Origin of the sequence: Stieleria neptunia (assembly GCF_007754155.1) — a bacterium.
Lineage (GTDB): Bacteria > Planctomycetota > Planctomycetia > Pirellulales > Pirellulaceae > Stieleria > Stieleria neptunia.
This window is the reverse complement of sequence record NZ_CP037423.1, coordinates 10,397,360-10,421,394: the sequence shown is the minus strand read 5'-3', so window position 1 is coordinate 10,421,394 and position 24,035 is coordinate 10,397,360. Positions and strand designations below refer to the sequence as shown.

Sequence of the window (24,035 nt, the reverse complement as noted above, 5' to 3'; positions counted from 1 at the left end):
TGGACGCCAGCTGGCGCTGGCGGGGATCGCAAGCTGGAAGCTTACGCCACGGATCGCAAGCTGGAAGCTTACGCCACGGATCGCAAGCTGGAAGCTTACGCCACTTTCAGGTTCCGCTTGTGATGGATCGCTGCGACTTCGTAGGATCGCGGAATCGACCACCGGTGAACGTACGCGCCGTTGGCAAAACCCTTCGTTGCACTTGATCCCGACACGCAATTTGGCCGGCACGGAAGCCACTGCCGATTCGCACCCACCGACCGCCCGGAAATCCACCGAGCGGCTCGGCGCCTGGGCTGCGCGCACGCGGCACCACCGGACTCGGCTGATTTTCTTGACGATCACGCTGCTATGGGCGTGCGGGGTCGCCGTCGACTCGGATGCAGCCCCCCCTGTGTCTGAATCGATCCGCGCCAGCGGCAACACGATTTACCGTTGGCAGATCGATGGTGCGGAAGCATCGTTGTTGGAAGGCGACTGCGTGTTGCATCACCACGAACAAGCCATCCATGCCGAGCGCATCTTGATCGTCACCGATGGCCCGCGCGGTCGCGTTCGCAACCGGCTGGTGATCGAAGGCCGAGTGCGTCCCGACGGCAGCGTCGACCCGACACCGCGAACGGCGACCTGGACCACGGTCCGCGACCCCTCGGTCCAGGCTCCCAATTACCGTGGCAAGCCGGCACAGCGTCCATTTCTGATGGAATTCCTGCCGCTGGATTCCATCGAAGCGGTCGGAGCCACGCCGCCGCATGCGGAATCGTCCGTCGACCAGGTTCAATTCACCCAACCGGTCCCAGACCCGGGCGTGACCGATGGAGCCTCTACGATCCCGTCTCCGGCGCTTGCCCCCACCCTGACTCCGCCGACCAACACGATCGCGCCGCTGCAACCGCTTCCGCCGTCGGGCGGACTTCCGCTTGCCACCGACTCGCCGCCGCCGATCGTTTTTGAAGACGGCGCGACCACCGGCGGGACACAATTCTTTTTCGGCGGCGGCAGCAAGAGCGTAGAGATCGACGCCCGCGGCGCCTCGCACCCACCGATCATTGACAGTGTCCTGCGGCCGGAAACAAACGAACAAATCATTCTCGCCCGCGGCGGCGTGACGATCCGTGTCCGCGACGTCGCAGCCCAGATGGACGACGGCCGCTTCATGAATTTTGGCACCGTCACCATTTCCGCCGATCGCGTCGTCGGCTGGCTGCCGAATTTGTCGAATGTCTTTGACGGCTCGACGGACCTGTCGGCCGCCGAAGGTGAACTGTATCTCGAAGGCGACATTGTTTTCCGGCAAGGCGACAATGTGATCTACGCCGATTCGATGTTCTACAACGTCACCCGTGAAACCGGGATGGTGTTGGACGCCGAAGCGATCACGACGGTTCCAGAGTACCAGGGTGTGGTTCGCTTGAAAGCCGAGGTGCTGCAACAAGTCGCGCGTGGCAACTATCGCGCCTTTGATGCCGCGGTGACCAGCAGCCGGATGGGTGTGCCACGGTACTGGCTGCAGAGCGAGCAACTGGAATTCTTTGAACGGACGCGGACCCTGATCGACCCACGCACCGGGTTGCTGGTCGCCGACAAAGATCCGTTTGTCCGCAGCAACAACAGCTTTGTGTTCTTGGGCGGGATCCCGATCTTTTACTGGCCGCAATTTTCGACCAGCTTGGAACGCCCCGTCTTTTATGTGACGGACATCAAGATCAACAACGACAGCAACTTCGGCACCCAGGTCATGCTCGACTGGGACGTCTTTCAGCTGTTCGGTATCGACAACGTGCCCAAGGGCGTCGACTGGGAAATCTCGACCGACTACTTGAGTGATCGCGGACCGGCGTTCGGCACGCAGTTGGAATACAACCTGCCGGGACTGTTCAGCATTCCGGGACGCACACGCGGCATGTTGGACGTCTGGGGCATCCGGGACAGCGGACGCGATCGCCTGGGACTGGATCGGCTTTCCTTGGAACCGGAAACCAAAAACCGCGGTCGGGCGTTGCTGCGTCACCGACAACAACTGGCCAACGATTACGAATTCATCGCCCAGACCGGCTGGCTGAGCGATCGCAATTTTCTGGAACAGTACCTGGAGAACGAATGGGACAACGACCCCGACCACGTCACCGGACTACGGCTTCGCAAGTACCACCACAATCAGCTTTTCGATCTATCGGCCAACGCCCAGGTCAATGATTTCTTTCAGGAAACCGAACGGTTGCCGGCGCTGAACCACTACTTGTTCGGCGGCACATTTTTGCAAGAACGATTGACGTGGCAGATGCACAACCATGCGTCGTACTCCAAGCTGAACGTCGCCGATGCCCCGGACGATCCGGTGCAAGCGGCGAACCATTTCCCGTTGCCGGGCGAGGTTGCCAGCGACGGGGTGGTCGCGTCGACGCGCCAGGAGCTTTCGATCGGGTTGCCGCTGGGTCCCTTCAATTTTCGCCCCATCGCCTCGGTCGAAGCCGCCCATTACGGCGAAGCCGCCGACGGCCAGTCGCTGACGCGCCTGCTCGGTCAAGCCGGGCTTCAATTCAACCTGCCGATGGTCCGCATCGACCCGACGATCCAAAGCAGCTTGCTGAACATGCGCGGGTTGGCGCACAAGCTGGACTGGACGGCGGAATACTGGTACGCCGACAGTGACGCGGACTTGGACGAACTGCCGCTCTATGATCGACTCGACGACAACGCCCAAGAACAATTCCGCAGGCGGTTCATCGGCACCACCTTCGGCGGCACCCTGCCCGGCGAATTCGATCCGAGAACGTATGCGTTTCGCCAGGGGATCCAGCGCGGGGTGAGCAGTCCCAGTGACGTGATCGCCGATGACCTGCAACAATTGCGTCTGGGGCTGCACCAGCGTTTCCAAACCAAACGAGGTCTGCCGGGCCGCGAGCGGATCGTCGATGTCGTCCAGTTGGACTTTGATACGATCCTATTCCCCAAATCCGATCGCGATAACTTTGGCGAAACCGTTGGCCCGACGACCTATGATTTCCGCTACCACCTCGGCGACCGCTACTCGATCTTGAGCGACGGCTACATCGACTTCTTCGACGGCGGCTTGCGTTCGATCAGCGCGGGATTGCGGACCAGCCGTCCCGGTGTCAGCGACACGTACGTCGGACTGCTTTCGCTGGAAGGCCCGATCAGCAGCACCGTGCTCCGTACGACCTACGATTACCGCATGAACGAAAAGTGGATCTTTTCCGGCGGCATGACCTATGACTTTGGCAACACGGGATCGGTCGGACAATCTTACGGTTTGACACGCATCGGTGAGTCGTTGTTGTTGCGGGTCAACATCAACGTCGACACCGGGCGGGACAACATCGGCGTCGGATTCCTGATCGAGCCCCGATTCTTTGCCCGCAACCTGGGCAACATCGGCGGCGGCCTGATCCCACCACCCGGCATCGAAGGCCTCGAATAAAGTGGCCCAAGCCCCAAGTGGCGTAAGCTTCCAGCTTGCGACCCCCGCAAGCTTCAAGTGGCGTAAGCTTCCAGCTTGCGACCCCCGCAAGCTTCAAGTGGCGTAAGCTTCCAGCTTGCGACCCCCGCAAGCTTCAGCTTGCGCGTCACACCCTCACCCCGTCTGCTCGTCCACCCACCGCGCGTACTCCCGATCCACATCCACACTCCGCAGCATCACGATTTGCGGCACCTCGTACGGATGCAGCGCCCGCAACGTTTCTTTCAACCGGGCCGCCTGTCCGACCGACGTCTTGATCACCAAGCGAACCTCCGTTTCGCAGCACACCCGTCCGTCCCAGCAATAATGACTCTCGATCGGCGCATCGATCTGGACACAGGCCGCCACGCGACGCTCCAGCAACGCTTGGGCAATCGCCCGCGCCTGCTCCTGCTCGGAAACCGTGGTCCAGCAAACCAGCACGGAAGGGGCGTCGGTCATCGTTTCGTCGCTCATGAAAAACCTAGACGGATATTTGGATCAAACCCCACATCCCAGCACGTGGCGTCAGCCAGTGGCGCGAGGTGGTGTTGCACACGCGCCGCTCACTCACCGGTCTGTTGATTGAGTGAGCCGCGACGCGCGAGCGGCCGGGCATTCTGGCGCCCGCCCGAGGCCTTACGGCCAGCGGCTCACCATTGCATCAGCAGATCCCGAATCAATCAATTGGCCGTCACGCTTCCCGCTGGAAGACCGGCCCTCTACTTGAGACGCAATTTCAACAAATCGCTGCCGCCCTGGCAAGTTATCTCGAACGATTCTCAACAAGGCACGCGGCGGTCACCTGATTTGAAAAATTGCGACGCATTGCTTCGAATATCAGTTGCCGGAAACCGCCTTGCAGCGCTATGGTGAATGATTCAACGGACATCAATCCCCAACTGGAGAAATACGAATGAGTCACGAAGCCGTCATCGCACAACTGAACGAATGCCTGAAACACGAGTGGACGGGCGTCGCGCAGTACTCCCAAGCGAGCTTCATCGTCGAAGGGGTGTGGCGTGAAGTCTATGCCAAGACCTTTATGGACAATGCCGAAGAATCATTCGGCCACGCGAAACTGGTCGGCGACAAGATCGTCGCACTCGGCGGTGTTCCCGCCGCGACACGCAACGAGATCAAACAGACCCGCGACCTGCAAGAGATCTTGCAAAACAGTCTCGAGTTCGAGTCCAAAGCGGTGGAGATGTACACCAAAGCACTGGAGTTGGCCGAAGGCAATCGCCCCTTGGTGATCTTCTTGGAAAACATTCTGGAAGAGGAACAAGAGGGAGTCGACGAGTTCACCAAACTGTTGCGAAACAGCGAGACCAGCGTCGCGGCAAGCGTCGACAGCAAGACGGCGTAACATCAGCGGAAACGATTTTCCACCGCAGAGCGGTGCCACAACACTGCCCGGGGGCGCCAAACGCAGCCCGGTTGGTGGCTGACGGATCGCTAACAAATCCACAGGCTCCCCTCTCCCCAAAAAACGCCGAAGTCGCGTAGCGTCGAGCGTTTTTTGGGGAGAGGGGTTGGGGGTGAGGGGCAACACATCTCGGCTGCATGGTATCGAGTGCAGCCTCCCAGTCGTCAGCTCTACGACGAACGATGTGGGTTGCGAAATCGATTCACCAGCCCCCTAGTATCTCGCCTGACTGGCAATTCCAGGCGATTTGATCATCGTTTGGGCTGTCGATGTTGGGTGGCTGCCTGCAGCGGTTTCCCAACACTGCTGTGTAGATCGTAATTTCCCCTAGGTGGTATTCAACGCCGTGGATGAGCTTGAGTCGCACAGCAGTTCGTTTTGAACCCGAACCGTCGCTCGATCGACCCAATCGCGTTATCGCATGTGGTCAGATCGTATTCACTAGGATGGGACTTAACTATGAAACAGAAGTACAACCGTGTCATTGGTATTGACGTCGCGTCAGACAAAATTGATGTCAATGACTCCGCAGGAAAGATTGCCAAACAATTGCCCAACACGATTTCAGCGATCAGCAAAAAGCTGTTCAAGAGAATCCAAGACACTGAAAATACATTGGTTGTCTGTGAAGCAACTGGCGGCTACGAATATCTGATTGTGGAGGCTGCTCACGACGCTGGTGTACCGATTTGCGTGGCCAACCCGAGGCAGGTCCGTGACTTTGCCAAAGGGCATGGCTATTTGGAGAAGACCGATGTGATCGATGCATTCATGATCCGCCGTTTTGGCGAAGATGTGGAAATCCATCTGACACCTCCTCGCACGGCGCAAGAGAAAGAATTTCTTTCAACAGTGCGGCGTCGAACCCAAGTGAAAGATTTGCTCTCCCAGGAGCAAAACCGACTCAGTCAAACCCGTGACAAGTTTGCCGCTCAACAAATCAAGGAAACGATTTCGCACCTGAAAAAGCAGCTAAAAAGCCTCGACAAACGCATCGAAAAGATGCTCAAGGACCTCAGTAAAGTCGATCCCAAAGTAGAAATCTTGTTCAGCGTCAGTGGAGTTGGTCCAGTCACCGCTGCGACACTCCTGGCCGAGCTGCCAGAACTGGGACAACTCAACCGAGGTCAAATTGCCAAACTTGTCGGTGTTGCTCCGTTGGCCAACCAAACAGGCAAGAGCGACAAGAAACGAAAGGTCCGAGGTGGACGTTCACAAGTCCGAAGCGTGCTCTACATGGCGACACTGGTTGCAACGAAACACAACCCAGTCATCAAACGTTTCTACGATCGGCTTATCGCCAAAGGTAAAATCAAAAAGTTAGCTTTGGTAGCGAGCATGCGCAAACTCCTGACGATTCTCAACAACATGATTCACTGCGGCGAATCATGGAAGAACCCTCAGGTCAATGCGAAAAAGGAGCAAAAGGCGACTACGGCACCGTCGCTAAACTAGGACCGTAGTCGCCATACGTGCTCGATGCGTCATTGACACACCGGCGACTGAGTTATCCCTGGCACGGTTGCATCTCTGCAGAGCCCTGTTGCGTTTCACCCAGCGGCTCAAGTTTACTGCTGCGCAACAATCGCGTCACCCAAATTTCCAAAAATCATTGAACACCGGCGCAATGCCTAAGAAAATCTCGGGGGTTCGGGGGCTGGCCCCTGACCACACTGGATCTCGGAATCGAAAAATCCAAGATTTTCGATCTGACCTCTTGCCACAATTTAAGACCGTCGCTCATCCCCAGCCCTTCTCCCCCACAAATCGACAAGCAAGCTTGTTAACGATTTGCGGGGGAGAAGGGTGCCATCACTCTTGCCGTAATTGAATCGACGTCCCCCTGGATAATCACGCCGCAGCTCGATCGCAAACCGTCAGCGTTACCTCGGCAGGGGCTAAAGCACCGATCACCGATCCGGCAATCGGCACGCGTTGGGCGACGCCGAGCCAGTCCGCACGCCGGAATTCGCCGAAAATTCTTCCTTTCTCCTAAGAAATCGGCACGTCCTTCGTCCTTCTCAGCGGCTACGTTAAACCGTCAGGCGTCCCCGTCGCCGCTCGTCTATTGATTTGTGTACCGAATCGAGCAATCGGTCCCTCTCCATCACTCCCGGGTGATCTGTCATGCTGCCGTTAGATCCAAACCAAGTTCCCCGTCGCTCCGCCGTCCTGCAAGGGTTCGCGCTCTGCGTGGCCACCTGCCTGGTCTTGGCCGGACTAATCCCCACACCTGTTATGGCCGCACCGATCGGATTGATGGAACGTTTTGCCCTGGCGGACGACCGCGAGGCGATTCTGGCGGAGTTGATTCCCGGCAGCCAAGACTACTTCTTCTACCACTGTTTGCACTACCAAAACACGTCCCAGCTGGATCGTGCCGAGGCGATGCTGAAAGAATGGTCGGCCAGCCGCAAGGGATCGATGACGGCGTTGATGCATTCGATGACCGATCGTCAACGGCTGTTGACCTACGACCAATCGCCCAAACAGACGATCGACTATTTGGTCAATCGACTGGGCATCCAACTCAACCACGCGCCGCCGGCCAAAAAAGGCACCCGCCGCTATCCGAGCGAACTGGGTGACAACTTCATCGATTCACAACAGCTGGTCAAAAATTCGTTGCGGGACAACGTGTCACTGTCCCCGATCGGGATGCAGATCGCCGCGGATTGGTACCTTAGCGGGAATGCGAACCAAACCCCAGTCTCGTTGCACGATTTTCTGAAACGCGTCGACGGTTCGTATTTGAAGGGTCTGGATCAGTTGGTCATCGCGGAACTGAGATCACGTCCGGCACGCGACCAACGTTTCGGTGACTTATCGGCCCACCAGTTTCTGACGCTGGGCGAATTGAACAACGTCGGCCGCAGCGTTGGTGCGGTTGCCGATGACAACGCCTTCGTTAACGCCAAGCTGCGGATGCTGCGACCGAGTGCCGATGTCGACATCAGCCAACAACCCGAACAACGCCGTGAGTACCTGGTGCGTTTGGAAGCCTACGTGCGCACGCTCCCCGCCTCGTACAACTCGCTCAAGGCGTCGGCCACCTATCGATTGTTGGAAGCCAACCTGGCGGCCGGCATCTGGGACGCCAATCTGTTTCTGCGTTACCTGCAACTGCCGCGTCAAAGTCCGCTGATCAGCCCCGTGCTCGCCCGGGTCGGATCACGCGCCAACTTGAACGAGGATTTTTCCCAGATCGCGATCCTGCCGCCGATCGGCAACGAACAGATGCTGGTCGAAACCTACCTGGAGCATTTCCTTCGCGACGCCCAAGACACCCGTGCGTTTGAGCGTTACTTGCAACCCGATTTCCTGCGGCGGGTGTTTGCCCGGACGAAATTGATGGCCGGCGTTGCCAACCCGCAACCCTATTACGACATGCTGTCGGCCAGCGAACGCCGCGAACTGCGTGACAAAATCCAACTCAGTTTCGCGGCGAACAATCCCGTCCGCTACGACGCCCGGCAACCCACCGAGTTGCTCGTCGATGTGAAGAACATCGACAAACTGGTCGTCCGAATCTATGAGATGAATTCGTTGGCGTTTCATCGCACCAACGAAGGCCACTTGGACACCGACGTGGAACTCGATGGTCTGATCGCGACGCATGAAAAAACGATCGAGTACGACCGACCGGCGATCGAGCGGCATCGTGAAACCATCGCCATCCCCGAGGCCAGTGACCGTGGTGTCTGGATCATCGACCTGGTCGGCAAAGGTCTGCGCGCCCGCACGTTGATCCGCCGCGGCGATCTGCAAACGGTTCGATCCGGCGATGCCAACGGCATGCAGATTACGGTCTTGGATGAGGATCGCAACCCGATCCCCACGGCAAAGATCTATGTGGGCAACCAGGAATTCGCTGCCAACGACAACGGGCGTGTCACCTTGCCGATGGTCAATCAAGCGGTCGACCGCAAAGTGATCGTCAGCGATGGCAAAATCGCCAAGTCGATCACGATTCGCCAGCCGGACGAAGCCTACAGCTTGAAAGCCGGTTTCTTTGTCGACCAAACGTTGCTTCAATCCGGTCGCACCGCCACCCTGCTGGTCCGCCCGCAATTGCGATTGGGAACCACACCCGTCGACCCGGCGATCTTGAAAGAAGCGACGGTCCGGATCGTCGCCACGGATCTCGATGGCATCGAAACCAGCAAGCAATTCAGCGGTCTGGAGCTGGACCAGGCGAAAGAGATGCAGCTCAATTTCCGGGTGCCGTCCCGTGTCGCCCGGATCGACTTTCAATTGTCCGGCCATGTGGTCGGCCTGTCCGACCGCCGGCATCGCGAGCTGAGTGCCGGTCACTCCATCGAAATCGCCGGGATTCGCCGGACCACGCACACCGTCGATGCCTTCTTGACCCGCGACGGTGACAACTATGTGATCGAAACGCGTGGACGTAGCGGCGAAGCGGTCGCCGGTGCAACGGTCAAACTGGAATTCGCCGTCGACATCGGCGCTGTCCTCCCCAGCCGCTACCTGCAAAGCGATGACAGTGGACGGGTGCAACTGGGACGACTTGCCGGTGTGCGTCAATTGCACTACGGGATCGCCAATCAGACCCAGCATCGGTTTGACCTGGCGCTCAATCAACAAATCTGGCCCTCCACGTTGCACCTGTCGACGGACGACGACTTGCGTCTGCCGTTGGTCGACGGTGCTTCGGTCGACCGGTTCCGATTGTTGGCGACGCGTGACGGCCAAAACCACGTCGACCACTCGGATCAACTGCGACTGGAAAACGGCTTTCTGGTTGCCGCCAATCTACCCGCCGGGGATCTCCGCTTGGTCGACCGTCGGACCGGTCACCAAACCGTGATCGCCGTCGTCCAAGGCCCGACCATCGATCAGGTCCTGGTCGGACAGGTCCGCCATCGCGAGCAAAGTGTTGCGATCCCGATCTCGATCCGCGACATCCATCGCAACCAGGACGGCAGCGTGACGGTCCGTCTGGCCGGCAACACAAATTTAGCCCGGGTGCACGTCGTCGCATCACGCTACTTTGATCGCCACTCACCGTTGGATGACTTGCATCTGGGGATGCCTTCGTTGCGCGGGCGGCAACTCTCGCTGGGACGTTGCGGATATGTCAGCGATCTACGTTTGGGTGACGAATACGAGTACGTGCTGCGTCGGCAATACGCCGCCAAGTTCCCCGGCGTCATGTTGCCCCAACCGAGCATTCTGCTGAACCCGTGGGAAACCGAAACGACGTCGAACGAAAGTCAAAGTGCCCGCGACGGAGCCGCCCCTCCGCCATCGGCCGCACCGGCACGGGAGAGCATGTCCCGTTCAGCCGACAGCATGCTCGAAGCTGAGGATGGTGCCGCTGCCACCCCCGATTTCGACTTTTTGTCCGACGGCGGCGTGCTGGCGGCCAACTTGATCGCGGATGCCGACGGCCGCGTCACCATCCCCGCCGACTTGATCGACGGGATGCCGATCGTCCAGGTGATCGTTGCCGACCCGGCGACCGTGTTGCGACGGACACTCGCCGCTCCGCTGAGCGATGCCGAAACAGAAGACTTGCGGTTGGCCAACTCACTGCCACTGGATCAATCCCTCTCCTTCGAGCGGGCCGTTTCGATCGTCTCGGCCGATGATCCGCTCGACCTTGCCCAGCTCGGTTCGGCCCAGGTCCAGGTCTACGGAAACGTCGATTCCCTGATGACGATTTACCGGACACTCGTCGACGACGAGAGACTAGACGAATTCCAAGTCCTCGGTCGCTGGCACACGCTGAGCACCGCCGAAAAACTCAAGCACTATTCCGAGCTCGCCTGCCATGAATTGCATCTCTTCCTGCGGATGCACGACCATGAGTTCTTCGATTCGGTGATCAAACCCTACTTGAGCAACAAGAAGGAAAAACAATTCATCGATCATTGGTTGCTCGGCAACGACCTGTCCGAGTACGCGACGCTTTGGAAATACCAACGCCTTTCCGCCGCCGAGCGCGCCCTGCTGGCCATCCGAGTCCCGGCGCTGCGGTCCTCCATCCGCCGCGATCTGTTTGAATCGGTCGCCTTGCTCGATGAAGACTACGGGACCCGCCGCAAATTGATCGAAAGCGCCTTGCGATCCAGCCGCATGTCGGTTTCCGGCGCCATGGTTGAAATGGAAGCGATGGGGGATCCGTTCGGAGCGGTCGACAGTGAGCTCTACATGGATATGGACATGGCGATGCCCATGGGCATGGGCATGGCCGGAGGCATGGGGGGTGGCGGCGAGGTTGAACAGAAAAAGAAACTTGAAGCGAGTCGACGCGCCAACGTCGCCCGTCAACTCGGCCGCATGCAAAAAGCCGCACCGGGCAGGGCGATGATGTTCGGGGGCCGCAGCCTGGGGCTCGAAGCCCAGCGTGCGTTCTATCAGGAACTCGACAGCACCAAGCAATGGGCCGAAAGCCACTTTGATCAAGTCCGTGTCGTGGGTGGTCCGTCACCGATCGAGCTGATTCCGATCAACGCCTTTTGGAACGAGCTGGCCAACAATGATTGGACCGACGAAGCCTCGGCGCCGTCGGTGTCAAAACACTTGCTCGAGTGCACCAACAACCGACACTCCGCGTTGATCGCCTTGGCGATGTGCGGTTTGCCACTGAAGTCCGGTGAAATCTCGTTGCCCTCCAAGCCCGAAACCGTCTATCGACCGGAACACCCCGTCGCCCTGGTGACCAAGCGTCTGCGAACCCTGAAACCCGCCGACGCGGAACCCGGCGTGCTGATCGGGCAACTTTTCCAGCAAGTCGATCCCAATCGCCGTGACGACGAAGAACGGCGAGAACCCGATCAGTTCGTCACCGGCGAAGCCTACCAGGGGCAAGTCGTGGTTTCGAACCCGACGGCGACCGAAAAGGTCGTCGAACTGTTCTGGCAGATCCCCGCCGGAAGCATCCCGCTGGCCGGCAGCCAAGTCACCGACAGCAAGACGATCAAACTGGCCCCGTTCGCCGTCTCGGCGATCGACTACAAGTTCTACTTCCCCACCGCCGGCCAATTCGTCCACTACCCCGCGACCGTTTCCCAGGGCGCAACGCTGTTGGCCAGTGGAAAACAAAAATCGTTCAACGTGGCCGAAGAATGGAACGATGACACGGTGACCTGGCAATCGATCGCGCGGGACGGTTCGGCCGCTGAAATCAAAACGTTCCTCGACCAAGCCAATCTACACGAACTCGATTGGTCGCACGTGCTGCATCGGATGCGTGATCGCGACGTCTACGAAACGGTCGTCGATGTGATGAAGCAAGCCCGATTGCCCGAAGCCGACGTCTGGGCATACGGTTTTCATCACGACGACCCGGATTCCATGCGTCGCTTCCTTGCGCTTCGCAACGACTTGATCGCACGCGTCGGTCCCTCGTTGGAGTCGACACTGTTGAACATCGATTCGATCGAACAAGCTGCCTATGAACACCTGGAATACGCGCCGCTGGTTCGCGCCCGTATCCATCGTTTGGGCGAAGTCGACGAGATTCTCAATCCGACCTTCCTGCGGCACTATCAACAATTTGTCCGCCGACTCGGATTCCAAGCCGAAATCGCGAGCACCGAAAAACTGCCGCTGACCTACTACCTGTTGCTGCAGAACCGGATCGAAGAAGCGACGCAGTTCTTCGGCACGCTCAATCGCGAACAAGTCCCCAGCCAATTGCAACATGATTACTTGGCCGGCTACCTGGCGTTGCATCACGGCAACTATGAAGCGGCCTTGGAAATCGCCGGTCGCTACCAGTCCCATCCCGTTCCGCGTTGGAACGACCGCTTTGCCCAAATGGGACTGCACGTTCGCCAGCGATTCGAGCTGATGGACGCCGGGCAACTCGTTTCAGTCGGTGACCCGAAGGCGATCGACGATACCGGCGTTTCGCCCAAGGCGGCTGATCTGGCGATCGCCGACCGAGACCGCGCCAACAGCCAAGCGTCGGCGTCGGTCCCCGAAGTGATCGTCCGCGTCGAAGACGATACGGTGCGAATCGACCACCGCAACACCGACCAAGTCGACATCAACTTGTACGGCGTCGACCTGGAGCTGCTGTTCAGCAACGCCCCCTTCGCACGCAACGACCTGCAACGAATCGCGATGGTGCGACCGACACGGGCCGACACCCTGACGATGCAATCCAAGACGGGAACGGCACGCTACCCGATCCCGGCCGATCTGCGGAGTAAGACGCTGTTGGTCGAAGCCAACGTCGGGGCCTCGCGAAACACCACGCTGTACTATGGCGGTGAGCTGACGACTTATGTCAGTGAAGGTTTTGGGCAGTTGCAAACCACCGATGCCTCCTCGCATCGCCCGGTCGCCGGTGCCTACGTCAAGGTCTACGCCCGCTATCCCGATGGCAGTGTCCGATTCTTCAAAGACGGCTACACCGACGGTCGCGGACGATTTGACTACACCAGCATCAGCGCCGCCGACGCCAAGGGCGCTCAACGCTACGCCATCCTGGTGCTCAGCGACGACAAAGGCGCCACCCTGCACGACGTCGCCGCACCGTAACGGGCTTTCTGCTACTGCTACTGCTCGTCGGCGGCGATGGCGCGGAAGACGTCGTCCAGGCGTTGACGAATCAAGCTCGACCAGAGGTCGTAACCGGCCTCGCTGAGGTGCAGCTTGTCTTCGACGAACAACTCCGCCCGCGGCGTGCCATCGGCTTTCAAGTAGTGGCTGGCGGTAGGAATGAAATAGGTGTTGGGCGTCGAAAGCGCGATCTCGCGAAGCCGTGCATTGACCGCTCGGATTTTTGGCCAGGCGTCGAATCGCTTTTCACAGGGCGTGATCTCGATCAGGAAAAACGGGGCGTTGGGCTGATGCTGTTGCGACACCGCGACGATGTGACGGGCGAGTGCCTCGATTTGGTCGGGCGTGTGATCGTCCGGGTTTCCGACCACACCGTTGCCGACAAACATCACGGCCGCACGATACCGGTGCGGTGACACCAATCGATCAACAAACACGGCCATGTCGGTGAACTTGGCACCCCCATAACCACGACGAATGGTTCGGTACGGGGCCATATCGACCGCCATCGTCGACCAGCGGCGGATGCTGCTGCTGCCGATGAACAAGATCGCATCATCCGGATTCGATTCGGTGCGATTGAGTTCGTCAAACGCAGCGATGTCGTCTGACCATCTCTCTTCCGCCGTGGCGCGATAGGGCGCCAGCAAGTCGTCCGCACCTTGCGACACCTCCGGCTGGGCGTCTTGGGCGACCAGATTCGGGGTGCCGGACGAAGCCGCGACCGCAAACACTACAAACAGCAAGAACAAACGCATCATCAACTCGATCCCAATCGTTGGAATGTCAAAAGGTAAAGCCGCTCGGCAAACGAGCCGCACATCATAGTCCAAAGCGCCCCAGCCAGGCCGCGCCGTCGCGCAGCGGACCACCCATTCGTCCGCGGCAGGATCGTTTCGCGTATCCTATGGCGTCGTCCCCCTTTCCCGAGGCGTTCCATTGATCAATCAGCTCTCCCTCACGTTTGCCTTCGTCACCCTGACGCTCTGCGGTGGATTGTTCCTTCCCGCCACCGGCGAAAACGCCGGGGCCGACGAAATCACCCGCGTCGCCCCCAACGCCAGGCCCGCCTGGATCTGGGGAACCAAGGATCGCATCGCGGGCCAGCGTGTCACGTTGTCGAAACCGTTCCAGGTTCGATCGGCGGTCGCTCGTGCAACGATGCATCTGGCCGCCGACTTCACCCGTTGCTCGGTGGCTTTGAACCGACGACCGTTGGCCCGACTGGACGAATACGCCCCCTGGATGCAGTGGGACGTGACCGACCGGCTGGTGACGGGAACGAATCAACTGTCACTCGACTGCACCGGCGGCGATGGGCCCGCCGCGGTCGCCACCAGCCTGGAAATCGTCTATGCCGATGGATCGATCGAGACCGTTGCCAGCGGTGAGGATTGGAAAACGCATCATGGCGCCGCCGTCTCCTTGGGAAGCGTCGCAGGAGAATTTTGGAACGTCTCCGATCTCGCCAAGATTTCGCCCTTCGAAGACTACGAACAATGGCGTCGGGCCAGCGGAGCCGATGCGGGAACCGACCCCGCCACCTTTGTGACTCAACCGGGTTTCGAAGTCGACCTGATTCGCTCGGCAAAGGCGGATGAAGGTTCTTGGGTCAGCATGGCGTTGGATCCCCAAGGCCGAATCACCATCGCACGTGAAGACAAGGGCCTATTGCGGATGACGCTGTCGCGAGACGGCAAACGGATCACCGCGGTCGAGACGATCAATGACGAGCTACTCGAATGCCGGGGATTGCTGTACGCCTACGACGCATTGTACGCCAACGCAAACAACTCCAAGGGCTTGTACCGTCTACGCGATACCGATGCCGACGATCAATTTGACCAAGTGGAACTGCTGCGTGAATTCCCGGGGTCGGTGGGGCACGGAAGAAACGATTTGGCGCTCGGACCGGACGGATGGATCTACTCGATCCATGGCGATTCAGTCGAACTTGCGACCGAAAACATCGACGATCGCACCTCGCCCCTGCGGGCGGCGCGCAACGGGCAACGATCCGAGGAAGGCCATTTGATCCGAACCGACCGCGACGGATCGCATTGGGAACGCCTTGCATCGGGATTGCGAAATCCATTCGGAATCGATTTCAACGACGACGGCGAGGCGTTCACCTACGACGCGGACAACGAATACGACATGGGAGCGCCCTGGTATCGCCCGACCCGAATGGTCCAGCTGGTCTCCGGCGGAGACTATGGTTGGCGACGCAAAACGAATGGGCAATGGCCACCTTATTTCCCGGACCACAGCGACAACGCCTTGCCGACCGTCGACGTCGGAAAAGGCTCGCCGACGGCAGTCAAATCCGGGGCGCGGAGTTCATTCCCGGCGCATTACCGCCGAGCCGTGTTCGCGCTCGATTGGGCCTATGGACGAATCCTGGCCTGCCACCTTTCCCCGCGTGGTGCCGGATACGCGTGCCGCGTCGAAACCTTCCTCGCCGGCCGACCGCTGAACGTCACCGATTTGGACTTCAGCCCCGACGGCGACATGTTGGTGATCACGGGCGGACGCAAAACCCAATCGGCGCTCTACCGCATTCGCTACGTCGGCCCATCGCAAGACGCAGACGTCCCGACCGAGCAGCAGAAACAGCGGCAAGCGTATTCGAGTCGGTCCAGGTCGCTGCGACGACAACTGGCCGAGCTGCATCAACCCAATCGTGACGATCTGGCGACCGCTTGGGAACAGTTGGGCAATCCCGATCCGCTGATCCGAAACGCGGCGCGAATCGCGATCGAACACCAGGAACGCGCTCGATGGCGACACGCGGCGCTGTCCGAACCGGAGCCCGAAATCCAAGCGACCTCGCTATTGGCACTCGCCCGTGCGGGCGATCGCAACGACCACGACTCCGTGCTCGAGGGTTTGGACGCACTCAAAATCGACGGCCTGACATCGTATGGAAAACTGTCGATCTTGCACGCCTACCGTTTGATCTTGGGCGATCCTGCAACGACCGATTCCGTCGCAAACACAACGTCCAAACAACGGCTGCTGCGTTGGCTGGAATCGCAGCCCGTTGGCACGGTCGCACCGCTGGGAAGCGGGAGCTCGGTCCACGAAGCACTCTGCCGGCTGGCCGCCGATCTGCACCTTGCCGGTGTCGTCCCGCCACTGATGGAACTGCTACGAGTTGGGCAAAGCCAGCGTGACCGGATGAATGCATTGTTCATGCTCTGTCATCAACCCAGCGGTTGGTCGATGGAGGACCGTGTGCTGTTTTTCGAAGCGCTCGGCGAATTGGAGCGGACGGCGTTTTCCGGCGCCGGCATGCCCGGCCGGTTGAAACAAATCCGAGAGCATGCGGTCGAGCGGCTGACCGAAGACGAGCGTGACGCGTTGGGGGCACTGATTGAGCCCGCGACGCTTGACCAAGACACACCCAAACAAGTGTCCCGCCCGCATGTCCGAAAGTGGGCGTTGGATGAATTGGTCGCCGCCCTCGATCAGCTTTCCACACCAGGCGACGAAAAACGTGGCGAAGCCTTGTTCCACGAGGTCTTGTGTGCGTCGTGCCATCGCGTCGCCGGTCGCGGTGGGGTTCTCGGCCCAGACCTCTCTTCGCTGGCGGCCCGTTTCGCTTCACGTGACATCCTGGCGTCCATCATCTCGCCGTCGGACGTCATCGCCGAAAAGTATCGCAGCGTGCAGATCGTGACGACCGACGGAAAGATCGTCAGCGGCCAGGTCATCACCGGTGGTGATTACCGATCGTCGAATCTGCAACTTGCGACCGATCCGCTGGACCCCGGCAAAGTCGTCGAGATCCCGAAACAAGACATCCAGCTTCACCGCCCCTCGAAGGTTTCACCGATGCCGGAGGGACTGCTCGATACGCTGACCGCTTCCGAGATCGCCGATCTACTCGCTTTCTTGACCGGGCAACGGTGACGCTGTGAAGCACTTGCTAGCGGAACGGCGCGAGCGGGCTGTCGATTTAGTCGGGTTCTGCTGAGTTAATGGTGAGCCGCCGGCCGTAAGGCCTCGGGCAACATCGCAGTGCCCGGCCGCTTACGCGGCGCGCGGCTTACAAAAACGACAGCCCGCGAGCCGTCCGGTCGCGTTTCAAAAACACCGTGAAAGAACGGAGGGCTCGCGCCGTAGCCAGAAAAGGTCACGCGAATTCGCGTTGGGCCTGTTTGCGAAATCCTTTCACATGGATCGTGCCGTCACGCTGGATCTCCATGGTTGAGTAACCATTGTTTTCCTCTCCAGACCCTTCCACCATTGCCACCAGCGTGCAGTAGTGGATGCCTTCGATCTCATTCAAATCATTTTGGTGACTATGACCTTGAAACACAGCCAGTACTTTTCCTGACGACTCCAGAATCTTTCGCACGTCCGCGTTGTTCTTTACTCCGTGATTGTTGCTGACGTCCAAACGCTGGTGCGCGAAGATGATTGTCGGGTTGTCCGTGCCGGCCAGATCTTCTTGCAACCAATCCAATTCATCTTGCGGGACGTTCGCGTCGGTCCATTGAAAATTCTTTCGCCCGTAGGGCTGACCATCGGCGCGAAAGCAGGAGTCCAAGACCACGAAATGGACTCCATTTCGATCGAATGAGTAATACGAATCGGATTGCCCCACGCTGCCGAGGAATTCCTCTTTCTTGAGCGTGTCGACACAGTGATTGCCCAGCACGTAGTGCCGGTCGTCACAGATCGCCGAGAACGTTCGATTGATCGTCCTTAAATAGCGCTGCTCGGTTTCGACCGTCTCAGCCGCGTCGATCAGATCTCCGAGTTCGACCAAACAATCGATACCTTCACGCTTAAACGCGGCGGTCGCCTCGGCGAGTTTGGCGAGTGTTTCCCGGTAGTGCCGGGTGCCTGCGGGAGGCTTGTCGGCGTAGTGCAAGTCGGTGACCAGCCCGATGCGAACGCGCGCGTCACCGTCCGCGGCCGGCAAGGCCGCGACCGGCAGCGCTGCGGCCCCGAGCACCAAGGTGCCGTTTCGAAGCAACGCCCGCCGGCCGAGTCGCTCGGTGGTCGGTCGATTGGGGGAATGCGAATCAGTCATCGGTTCTCCGTTTTCGTTTTAATGAATATTAGCCGCTGCGCCCCTCGTTCCCAGGCTGTGCCTGGGGACGCAATGTCCAGAGGCTCCGCCTCGCCGACACGCACTCCGGCATGAGGCAGAGCCTCAACCACATCGCGTTAAAAGTGGCGTAAGCTTCCAGCTTGCGATTTCAGCACCGCAAGCTGGAAGCTTACGCCACTTGTTCTTCCGACGGTCCTTGAATGACTCATTCGTACTTTTTTGGCAACAACTCCACCAGGGAAAAAATTGCCCGATGATCCGACGCGACGGCTTCGTCCAGAACGCGGGTTTCGATGACTCGCCAACGGGTCTCGGGACGACAGAGGATGAAATCGATCTGGCGCGCCGGGCGTGCGACGGGAATCGTCGGCAGGGGCTCTTCGTTGACGCTGGTCCAACTCTCCTGCAACCGCGCCAGGGTGCGGCTGCCGGCCACGTCATTCAAATCACCCAACAACAGCGCCGGCTGCTCGGCGCGAACCGAGATCATCTGCTCGATCGCGTTGGCCGACGCGAATCGTTCTCGATCGTCGCGGCGATGATCAAAGTGGGTCGCCAACATCAGGATCGGCGTCGCCGAGGAGGGAACCTGGATCTCGGCTTCGATCACCCCTCGTTGTTCACCGTCATCGATGTTGGGCAACCGATGGTTGTGATGGCGAACGATCGGGAATCGTGACAGAACCGCGTTTCCGTATTGACCGCCTTGCAGCGGGATGTTGGCACCGAAGGCGACGTTCAGCTTCGTCAGCCGCGCCAACTCGGCCGGCTGGTCGATCGATCGGCTGCGGCTGGCGTTTTGATCGACTTCTTGCAACGCGACCAGATCGGGTTTGACGGATAGAATCACTTCAGCGATTCGTTTCAGGTCCAATTTGCCGTCAACGCCTTCACCGTGGTGAATGTTGTAGCTGAGCAGCCGCAACCGAAGCGGTTCGTTAGCACGCGCGACGGTCGTCACAAACAGTGCCGCGCAAACGGCAATCAGAATCATTCTGGGTTTGATCATGTCATTGATTCGGGTAGACGTGCATCGGCCGTGGTCACGACCAGGGATCGCGTTGTTCTCGGTCCAGCATTTTGTTTGCCGCATCATCGTTGACAAAGACTTCGTTGGCGGCATCCCATTTGGCAATGCGGTGCGGACCGGTTTCGGGGAACAGCCGGATCATCGCGTTGGCGAGGTGACAGAGCACGGCGGATGCGTGGCCCGTTTCAACGGGCGCCCGCGGTTCGGCACGCGATTTCACGCAATCGATGAAGTTGGCCAGATGGGAACTGTGCGGGTCGTCGATGCCCCTGGGCTTTTGTGGACAACCGGCGATCAACTCCGGATCCGAAGCCGACGTGCCGTCATAGCCCGTTTGCAACCAACCGTCGGTGCCCTCGAATCGGGTTTGCACCTGTTCGGAACCGCTTTCGCACACCAATTCGACGCCGTTGGGATACAGACATCGGAACCGGGTTTGAGTCGCCGTGTTGAACAGGCTGCCGGCGGGCAGAAAGCTCGCGTTTTGACATTCGATTTCCGTCGGCCCGCCGGTGTCCAGCCCCATGCCCCAGTGTGCCATGTCGTTGCAGTGGGCCCCGAAGTTCGTGATCTGGCCGCCGGAATAGTCGTAGTGAAACCGGAACCGATACAGACAACGGTCCTGGTGGTAGGGAGCGTCGGGTGCGGGGCCGAGCCAGCTGCGATAGTCAAACTTGCTGGGCACCGGCATCGGTTTCCAGCCCGGCGGTGGGCTGATTTTATTATTGAATCCGACTTTCGTGACCATCCGCTTGATTCGCCCGATCTTTCCCGCCCTGGCCGCTTGACAGACAAACTGGCTGACCGGGTTGGAGCGTTCGTGGCTGCCCGTCTGCAGGATGCGATGGTTCTTGCGAACGGCGTCAATCATCAAACGTCCGTCGGCAACCGAAAACGTCAACGGCTTTTCACAATAAACGTCTTTGCCGGCTTCCAACGCCATCACCGTGATGATGCGGTGCCAGTGATCCGGCACGACCACCACGACGGCGTCGATGTCATCGCGATCGAGCACCTCGCGAAAATCGGATACCGCATCACAGCGAATCGACCGACCACCTTTCGCCTTCTTGGCCATCGCATCGTCGACCATCTTTTTGGCTGGAATGCGCCCATAGAAGTGCTCGGGTTCCTTGTATCCAAAACTTCCTTCGTTCACGTCGCAGACCGCCAACACGTTGCCAAGATCACGTGCGAGGAAGCGCTTCAACAGCCCCATTCCCTGGTTGCCGGTCCCAATGAACGCGACGTTGATTCGGTTGCCGGGCGAGTCGGCTCCAAGTACGGCGGGGCTGACAATCAACGGGGCAGCGACGGCCAGAGATTGCTGCAAGAATTGACGACGACTGGTCATGGCATTGGTCCTTTGATCGCGAGGTTCACAAAACACACGGATGCCCCTGGAGAAGAGCGGATATTCAGCATACTCGCTTCGCTGGGCTCCATGCGAGTGACATCGTTGCCTCCATCGTTTTGCCCCTCTTCCCGAACTCTCTGCCCCCTTCGCCGACGGAACAACCGACGACATCAGAAGTCCGTTTCGGCTTCGTCCAGAATCAGTTCTTTGATCCAAGCGTTGCGATAGCGCACATCATGGCCTTCGCATTGCAACTTCAGGCCCTGGGGCGAGTCGGTGATGCCGAACCCGTTGTCGTTTCCGCCGTCGACACCCGAATTCGGTCCGCCCCAGACTTTGTTGATCGTTTGGTTGACGTGAACTTTTTCGCCGTTGAAGTACATCGTCACCAGTGGTTTTTCGACCAACTTGCCGTCTCGGAAACGGGCGGCGCGAAAGACGATGTCATAAGCGTTCCATTTTCCAACGCCGTTGTAGGCGTGGTACGGCGACTCGGTTTCATTGATCACCGCCCCCATGCCGTGTTTGGACTTGTCGCCGTCCAGGACTTGAATTTCGAAGCGGTTTTGCAGGTAGACGCCGCTGTTGCCGCCGGGCTTGCTGATCAGAAACTCGATGTGCAACCGAAAGTCTCGATACGGCTTTTTCGTCACGATGTCCGCGGTGCCATACTTGCCTCCATCGGCCGCCCGATCGTCGGTCATCACACAGGTGCCGCCATCGACGGGGTCATCAACGATCTTCCACTTGATCGGCAACGACGAACTGAAACGCGGCCCTTCCCAGTACGTCCATTTTTCGTCCAGCATTTCGCGCGTGCCGTCCAGGATGATCTCAGCACCGGCAATCGGCTTGGCTGCGACGCCGACCTGATCCGCGGGTGCCGCTGCGAATGCCGTCACCGCGAACAGGGAAGCAGACAAAACAAGCAGCGTGTGAATGGGTTTCATGGCGGGTGACTTCCGTGGGGCGGTTGGCGGGGTCAGTTGGCGGGGTCAGTTGGCGGGGGTCGGTTGGCTGGGGGACAACGAGGACGCGTCATTCTACTCCGTTCCGCCCGGCGAGGCATCGATTTTGCGTTCCTCGCGGCTAGCCATTAGACTTTGCCCTGGATTTTCGGCCTCCATTTCGCCATGTCCCCAACCGCTAGAACCGTTCGATGAATCGCTTCCGTGCCGCGTTTGCCTGCGTCGCCTGTATCTCGATCAGCCTCGTTGCGACGGCCGGCGTCACGGCCGGGGACTGGTCACAGTTTCGCGGACCACAAGGTGACGGCGTGGCGTCGGCCGGTGACTATCCGACCGAATGGTCCGACACCGAAAACATTCGTTGGTCCGTCGCCTTGCCGCAACCGGGCAACGGCAGCCCGATCGTGGTCGACGGGAACGTCTTCGTTTGTAGTGCCGAAGACTCCAAAGGCCTCGCCCGCAGCTTGATCTGTTTCGATGCCGACAATGGCCATCAACGCTGGTCCCGGACGGTGACGCTGGCCGCAGAAATGCCGACGCACAAGACGAACCCCTACGCCGGCTCCACGCCCGCCTGTGATGGCTCTCGTGTCGTCGTTTGGCATGCCACCGGGGGCCTGCACGCGTACAACATGAACGGCGATCCCCTCTGGTCGCGCGACCTGGGCGAGTTTCGACACATGTGGGGCTACGGTTCCAGCCCCGTTATCGTCGGCGATCGCGTGATTCTGAACTCGGGGCCCGGCAAGCAAGTCTTTGTGGCAGCGTTTGACGTCAAGTCGGGCGAGACGCTTTGGCGGCACGATGAACCGGTGCCGGGAGATGGCGAGCGGAACGCCGAAGGCAAATACATGGGCACATGGTCGACGCCGGTACCGATCGAAAGAGACGGGCGTCAACTGGCCATCGTCGCGATGCATCAACGAATCCTGGCACTGGACGTCGAAACCGGTGACGTCGTTTGGTTCTTTCGCGTGACCAGCGATCGCGGCGACCTGGCCTACAGCTCTCCGATGATCGAAGGCGACCTCTGTGTTTTCAACGCCGGATTCAAAGGGCCGACGATGGCGTTCGAAATGAACGGACGCGGGGACATCACCGAAAATCAACGTTGGCGGATCGAAGGCAATCCCCAATCCATCGGCACCGGAATCTTGCGCGGCGGCTTTGTCTATCGCGTCGGCGCGGGGCCCAATCTGATCGATTGCCTCGACGCCAAAACGGGAAAGACGGTTTGGCAGGAACGCAACAAGGCCGCTTTCTGGGGCTCCATCGCAGCGGCCGGCGCGACCGCGTACGCCACCGATCAATCCGGGACCACGATCGTGTTTCGGCTTTCCCCGGACGAATTCAAGCCCGTCGCCGAGTGCCCGCTGAAGGATTCCAGCAACGCGACTCCGGCACTCGCCGGCGGAAGGGTCTACCTGCGGACGAATCAGAAGTTGTGGTGTGTCGAGTGAGCGGGGGGATGAATCGCAAGCTGGAAGCTTACGCCACTTTGACGGGGACGATTGCTGATGTCGGATGACAAGACCGTCAGCCGCTGGATCGATCAAGTCAAGGACGGTGATTCGATCGCCGCGGCCGAACTGTGGCAGCACTACTACGACCGTCTGGTTCGGAACGTCCGCAACCATCTTCGCGGGCAAAACCGGGGCGTGGCTGACGAAGAAGACGTGGTGGTCAGCGTCTTTGAAAGTTTCTATCGGGCAGCCGAGCAGGGCCGATATCCCGAGATGTCTGATCGTGCCGACTTGTGGCGGTTGTTGTTGAAGATGTCGGCGCGGAAAGTCATCGACAAACGCCGACGCGAGCGCCGACAACGCAGGGGCGGCGGCGAACGAACGTTCTCGCTGGCCGCAGGGTCGGATGGCGAAGACGCGTTGATCGAGGTGATCGGTGATGAACCGACGCCGGACATGGTGCTGACGATGACCGAATCCGTCGAATCGCTGCTTTCGCATTTGGGTGACGGGCAACTGCGCGAAATCGCGATCGGAAAAATGGAAGGGTTCTCCAACGCCGAACTCGCGACACGCTTGAGTTGCTCTGAACGCACGATCGAACGCCGTCTGCACCTGATCCGCGAAACCTGCCAACAAGAACTGATGGACGCCGACGAGTGACGGTCAGCAACGCCCCCGATCGGAAACGATTATCATATCGGATGGCTCGGCATTTCTTTCGATAC

General features: G+C 59.4%; 13 protein-coding genes. 7 read left to right on the top strand and 6 right to left on the bottom strand.

The features are described from left to right. The first annotated feature begins 394 nt into the window (after positions 1-394). Positions 395-3,442 carry an LPS-assembly protein LptD gene (locus Enr13x_RS35865; RefSeq protein ID WP_145391733.1) on the top strand — a complete coding sequence of 1,016 codons (3,048 nt, stop codon included), beginning with the start codon at positions 395-397 and terminating at the stop codon, positions 3,440-3,442. 153 nt (positions 3,443-3,595) lie between these two features. On the opposite strand, the gene cutA is transcribed toward Enr13x_RS35865, so the two are convergent. After that, positions 3,596-3,922 (bottom strand): divalent-cation tolerance protein CutA, encoded by a 327-nt coding sequence (gene cutA, locus Enr13x_RS35860; RefSeq protein ID WP_231743986.1) that lies wholly within the window; start codon positions 3,920-3,922, stop codon positions 3,596-3,598. Between the two features lie 454 nt (positions 3,923-4,376). Between cutA and Enr13x_RS35855 the strand changes: the two genes are divergently transcribed. The 3 genes from Enr13x_RS35855 to Enr13x_RS35845 all read left to right on the top strand — a co-directional run bounded on the left by Enr13x_RS35855 (position 4,377) and on the right by Enr13x_RS35845 (position 13,403). Beyond that, positions 4,377-4,829: a ferritin-like domain-containing protein gene (locus Enr13x_RS35855; protein ID WP_145391731.1), complete on the top strand. Its 453-nt coding sequence runs from the start codon at positions 4,377-4,379 to the stop codon at positions 4,827-4,829. Between the two features lie 519 nt (positions 4,830-5,348). Next, positions 5,349-6,344: an IS110 family RNA-guided transposase gene (locus Enr13x_RS35850; protein ID WP_145385181.1), complete on the top strand. Its 996-nt coding sequence runs from the start codon at positions 5,349-5,351 to the stop codon at positions 6,342-6,344. A gap of 783 nt (positions 6,345-7,127) precedes the next feature. After that, positions 7,128-13,403 carry a hypothetical protein gene (locus tag Enr13x_RS35845; protein ID WP_145391730.1) on the top strand — a complete coding sequence of 2,092 codons (6,276 nt, stop codon included), beginning with the start codon at positions 7,128-7,130 and terminating at the stop codon, positions 13,401-13,403. Positions 13,404-13,420: 17 nt separating this feature from the next. Here Enr13x_RS35845 and Enr13x_RS35840 read toward each other — a convergent pair whose 3' ends face one another. Beyond that, positions 13,421-14,185, bottom strand: a complete 765-nt coding sequence (locus tag Enr13x_RS35840; protein WP_145391729.1) for a GDSL-type esterase/lipase family protein — start codon at positions 14,183-14,185, stop codon at positions 13,421-13,423. Between the two features lie 178 nt (positions 14,186-14,363). On the opposite strand from Enr13x_RS35840, the gene Enr13x_RS35835 reads away from it, so the two are divergent. After that, positions 14,364-17,339: a c-type cytochrome gene (locus Enr13x_RS35835; protein ID WP_145391728.1), complete on the top strand. Its 2,976-nt coding sequence runs from the start codon at positions 14,364-14,366 to the stop codon at positions 17,337-17,339. A 223-nt stretch (positions 17,340-17,562) separates the two neighbouring features. On the opposite strand, the gene Enr13x_RS35830 is transcribed toward Enr13x_RS35835, so the two are convergent. The 4 genes from Enr13x_RS35830 to Enr13x_RS35815 all read right to left on the bottom strand — a co-directional run bounded on the left by Enr13x_RS35830 (position 17,563) and on the right by Enr13x_RS35815 (position 21,826). Further along, positions 17,563-18,468, bottom strand: a complete 906-nt coding sequence (locus Enr13x_RS35830) for a metallophosphoesterase family protein (RefSeq protein ID WP_145391727.1) — start codon at positions 18,466-18,468, stop codon at positions 17,563-17,565. 226 nt (positions 18,469-18,694) lie between these two features. Then, the gene (locus Enr13x_RS35825; protein WP_145391726.1) at positions 18,695-19,498 is read right to left on the bottom strand and encodes an endonuclease/exonuclease/phosphatase family protein; all 804 of its coding nucleotides are present in this window, start codon (positions 19,496-19,498) and stop codon (positions 18,695-18,697) included. 34 nt (positions 19,499-19,532) lie between these two features. Next, positions 19,533-20,873 carry a Gfo/Idh/MocA family protein gene (locus tag Enr13x_RS35820; protein WP_197455621.1) on the bottom strand — a complete coding sequence of 447 codons (1,341 nt, stop codon included), beginning with the start codon at positions 20,871-20,873 and terminating at the stop codon, positions 19,533-19,535. 173 nt (positions 20,874-21,046) lie between these two features. Next, a complete protein-coding gene (locus Enr13x_RS35815) occupies positions 21,047-21,826 on the bottom strand; it encodes a 3-keto-disaccharide hydrolase (protein WP_145391724.1) in 780 nt (259 codons plus the stop codon). Positions 21,827-22,035: 209 nt separating this feature from the next. Here Enr13x_RS35815 and Enr13x_RS35810 point away from each other — a divergent pair, with 209 nt between their 5' ends. Both Enr13x_RS35810 and Enr13x_RS35805 read left to right on the top strand, forming a co-directional pair. Continuing rightward, on the top strand, positions 22,036-23,304 hold the full coding sequence (locus Enr13x_RS35810; protein WP_145391723.1) for a PQQ-binding-like beta-propeller repeat protein: 1,269 nt from the start codon (positions 22,036-22,038) through the stop codon (positions 23,302-23,304). 57 nt (positions 23,305-23,361) lie between these two features. After that, complete coding sequence (locus Enr13x_RS35805; RefSeq protein ID WP_145391722.1) at positions 23,362-23,970, top strand: ECF-type sigma factor; 609 nt, start codon at positions 23,362-23,364, stop codon at positions 23,968-23,970. The last annotated feature ends 65 nt before the right edge of the window (positions 23,971-24,035 follow it).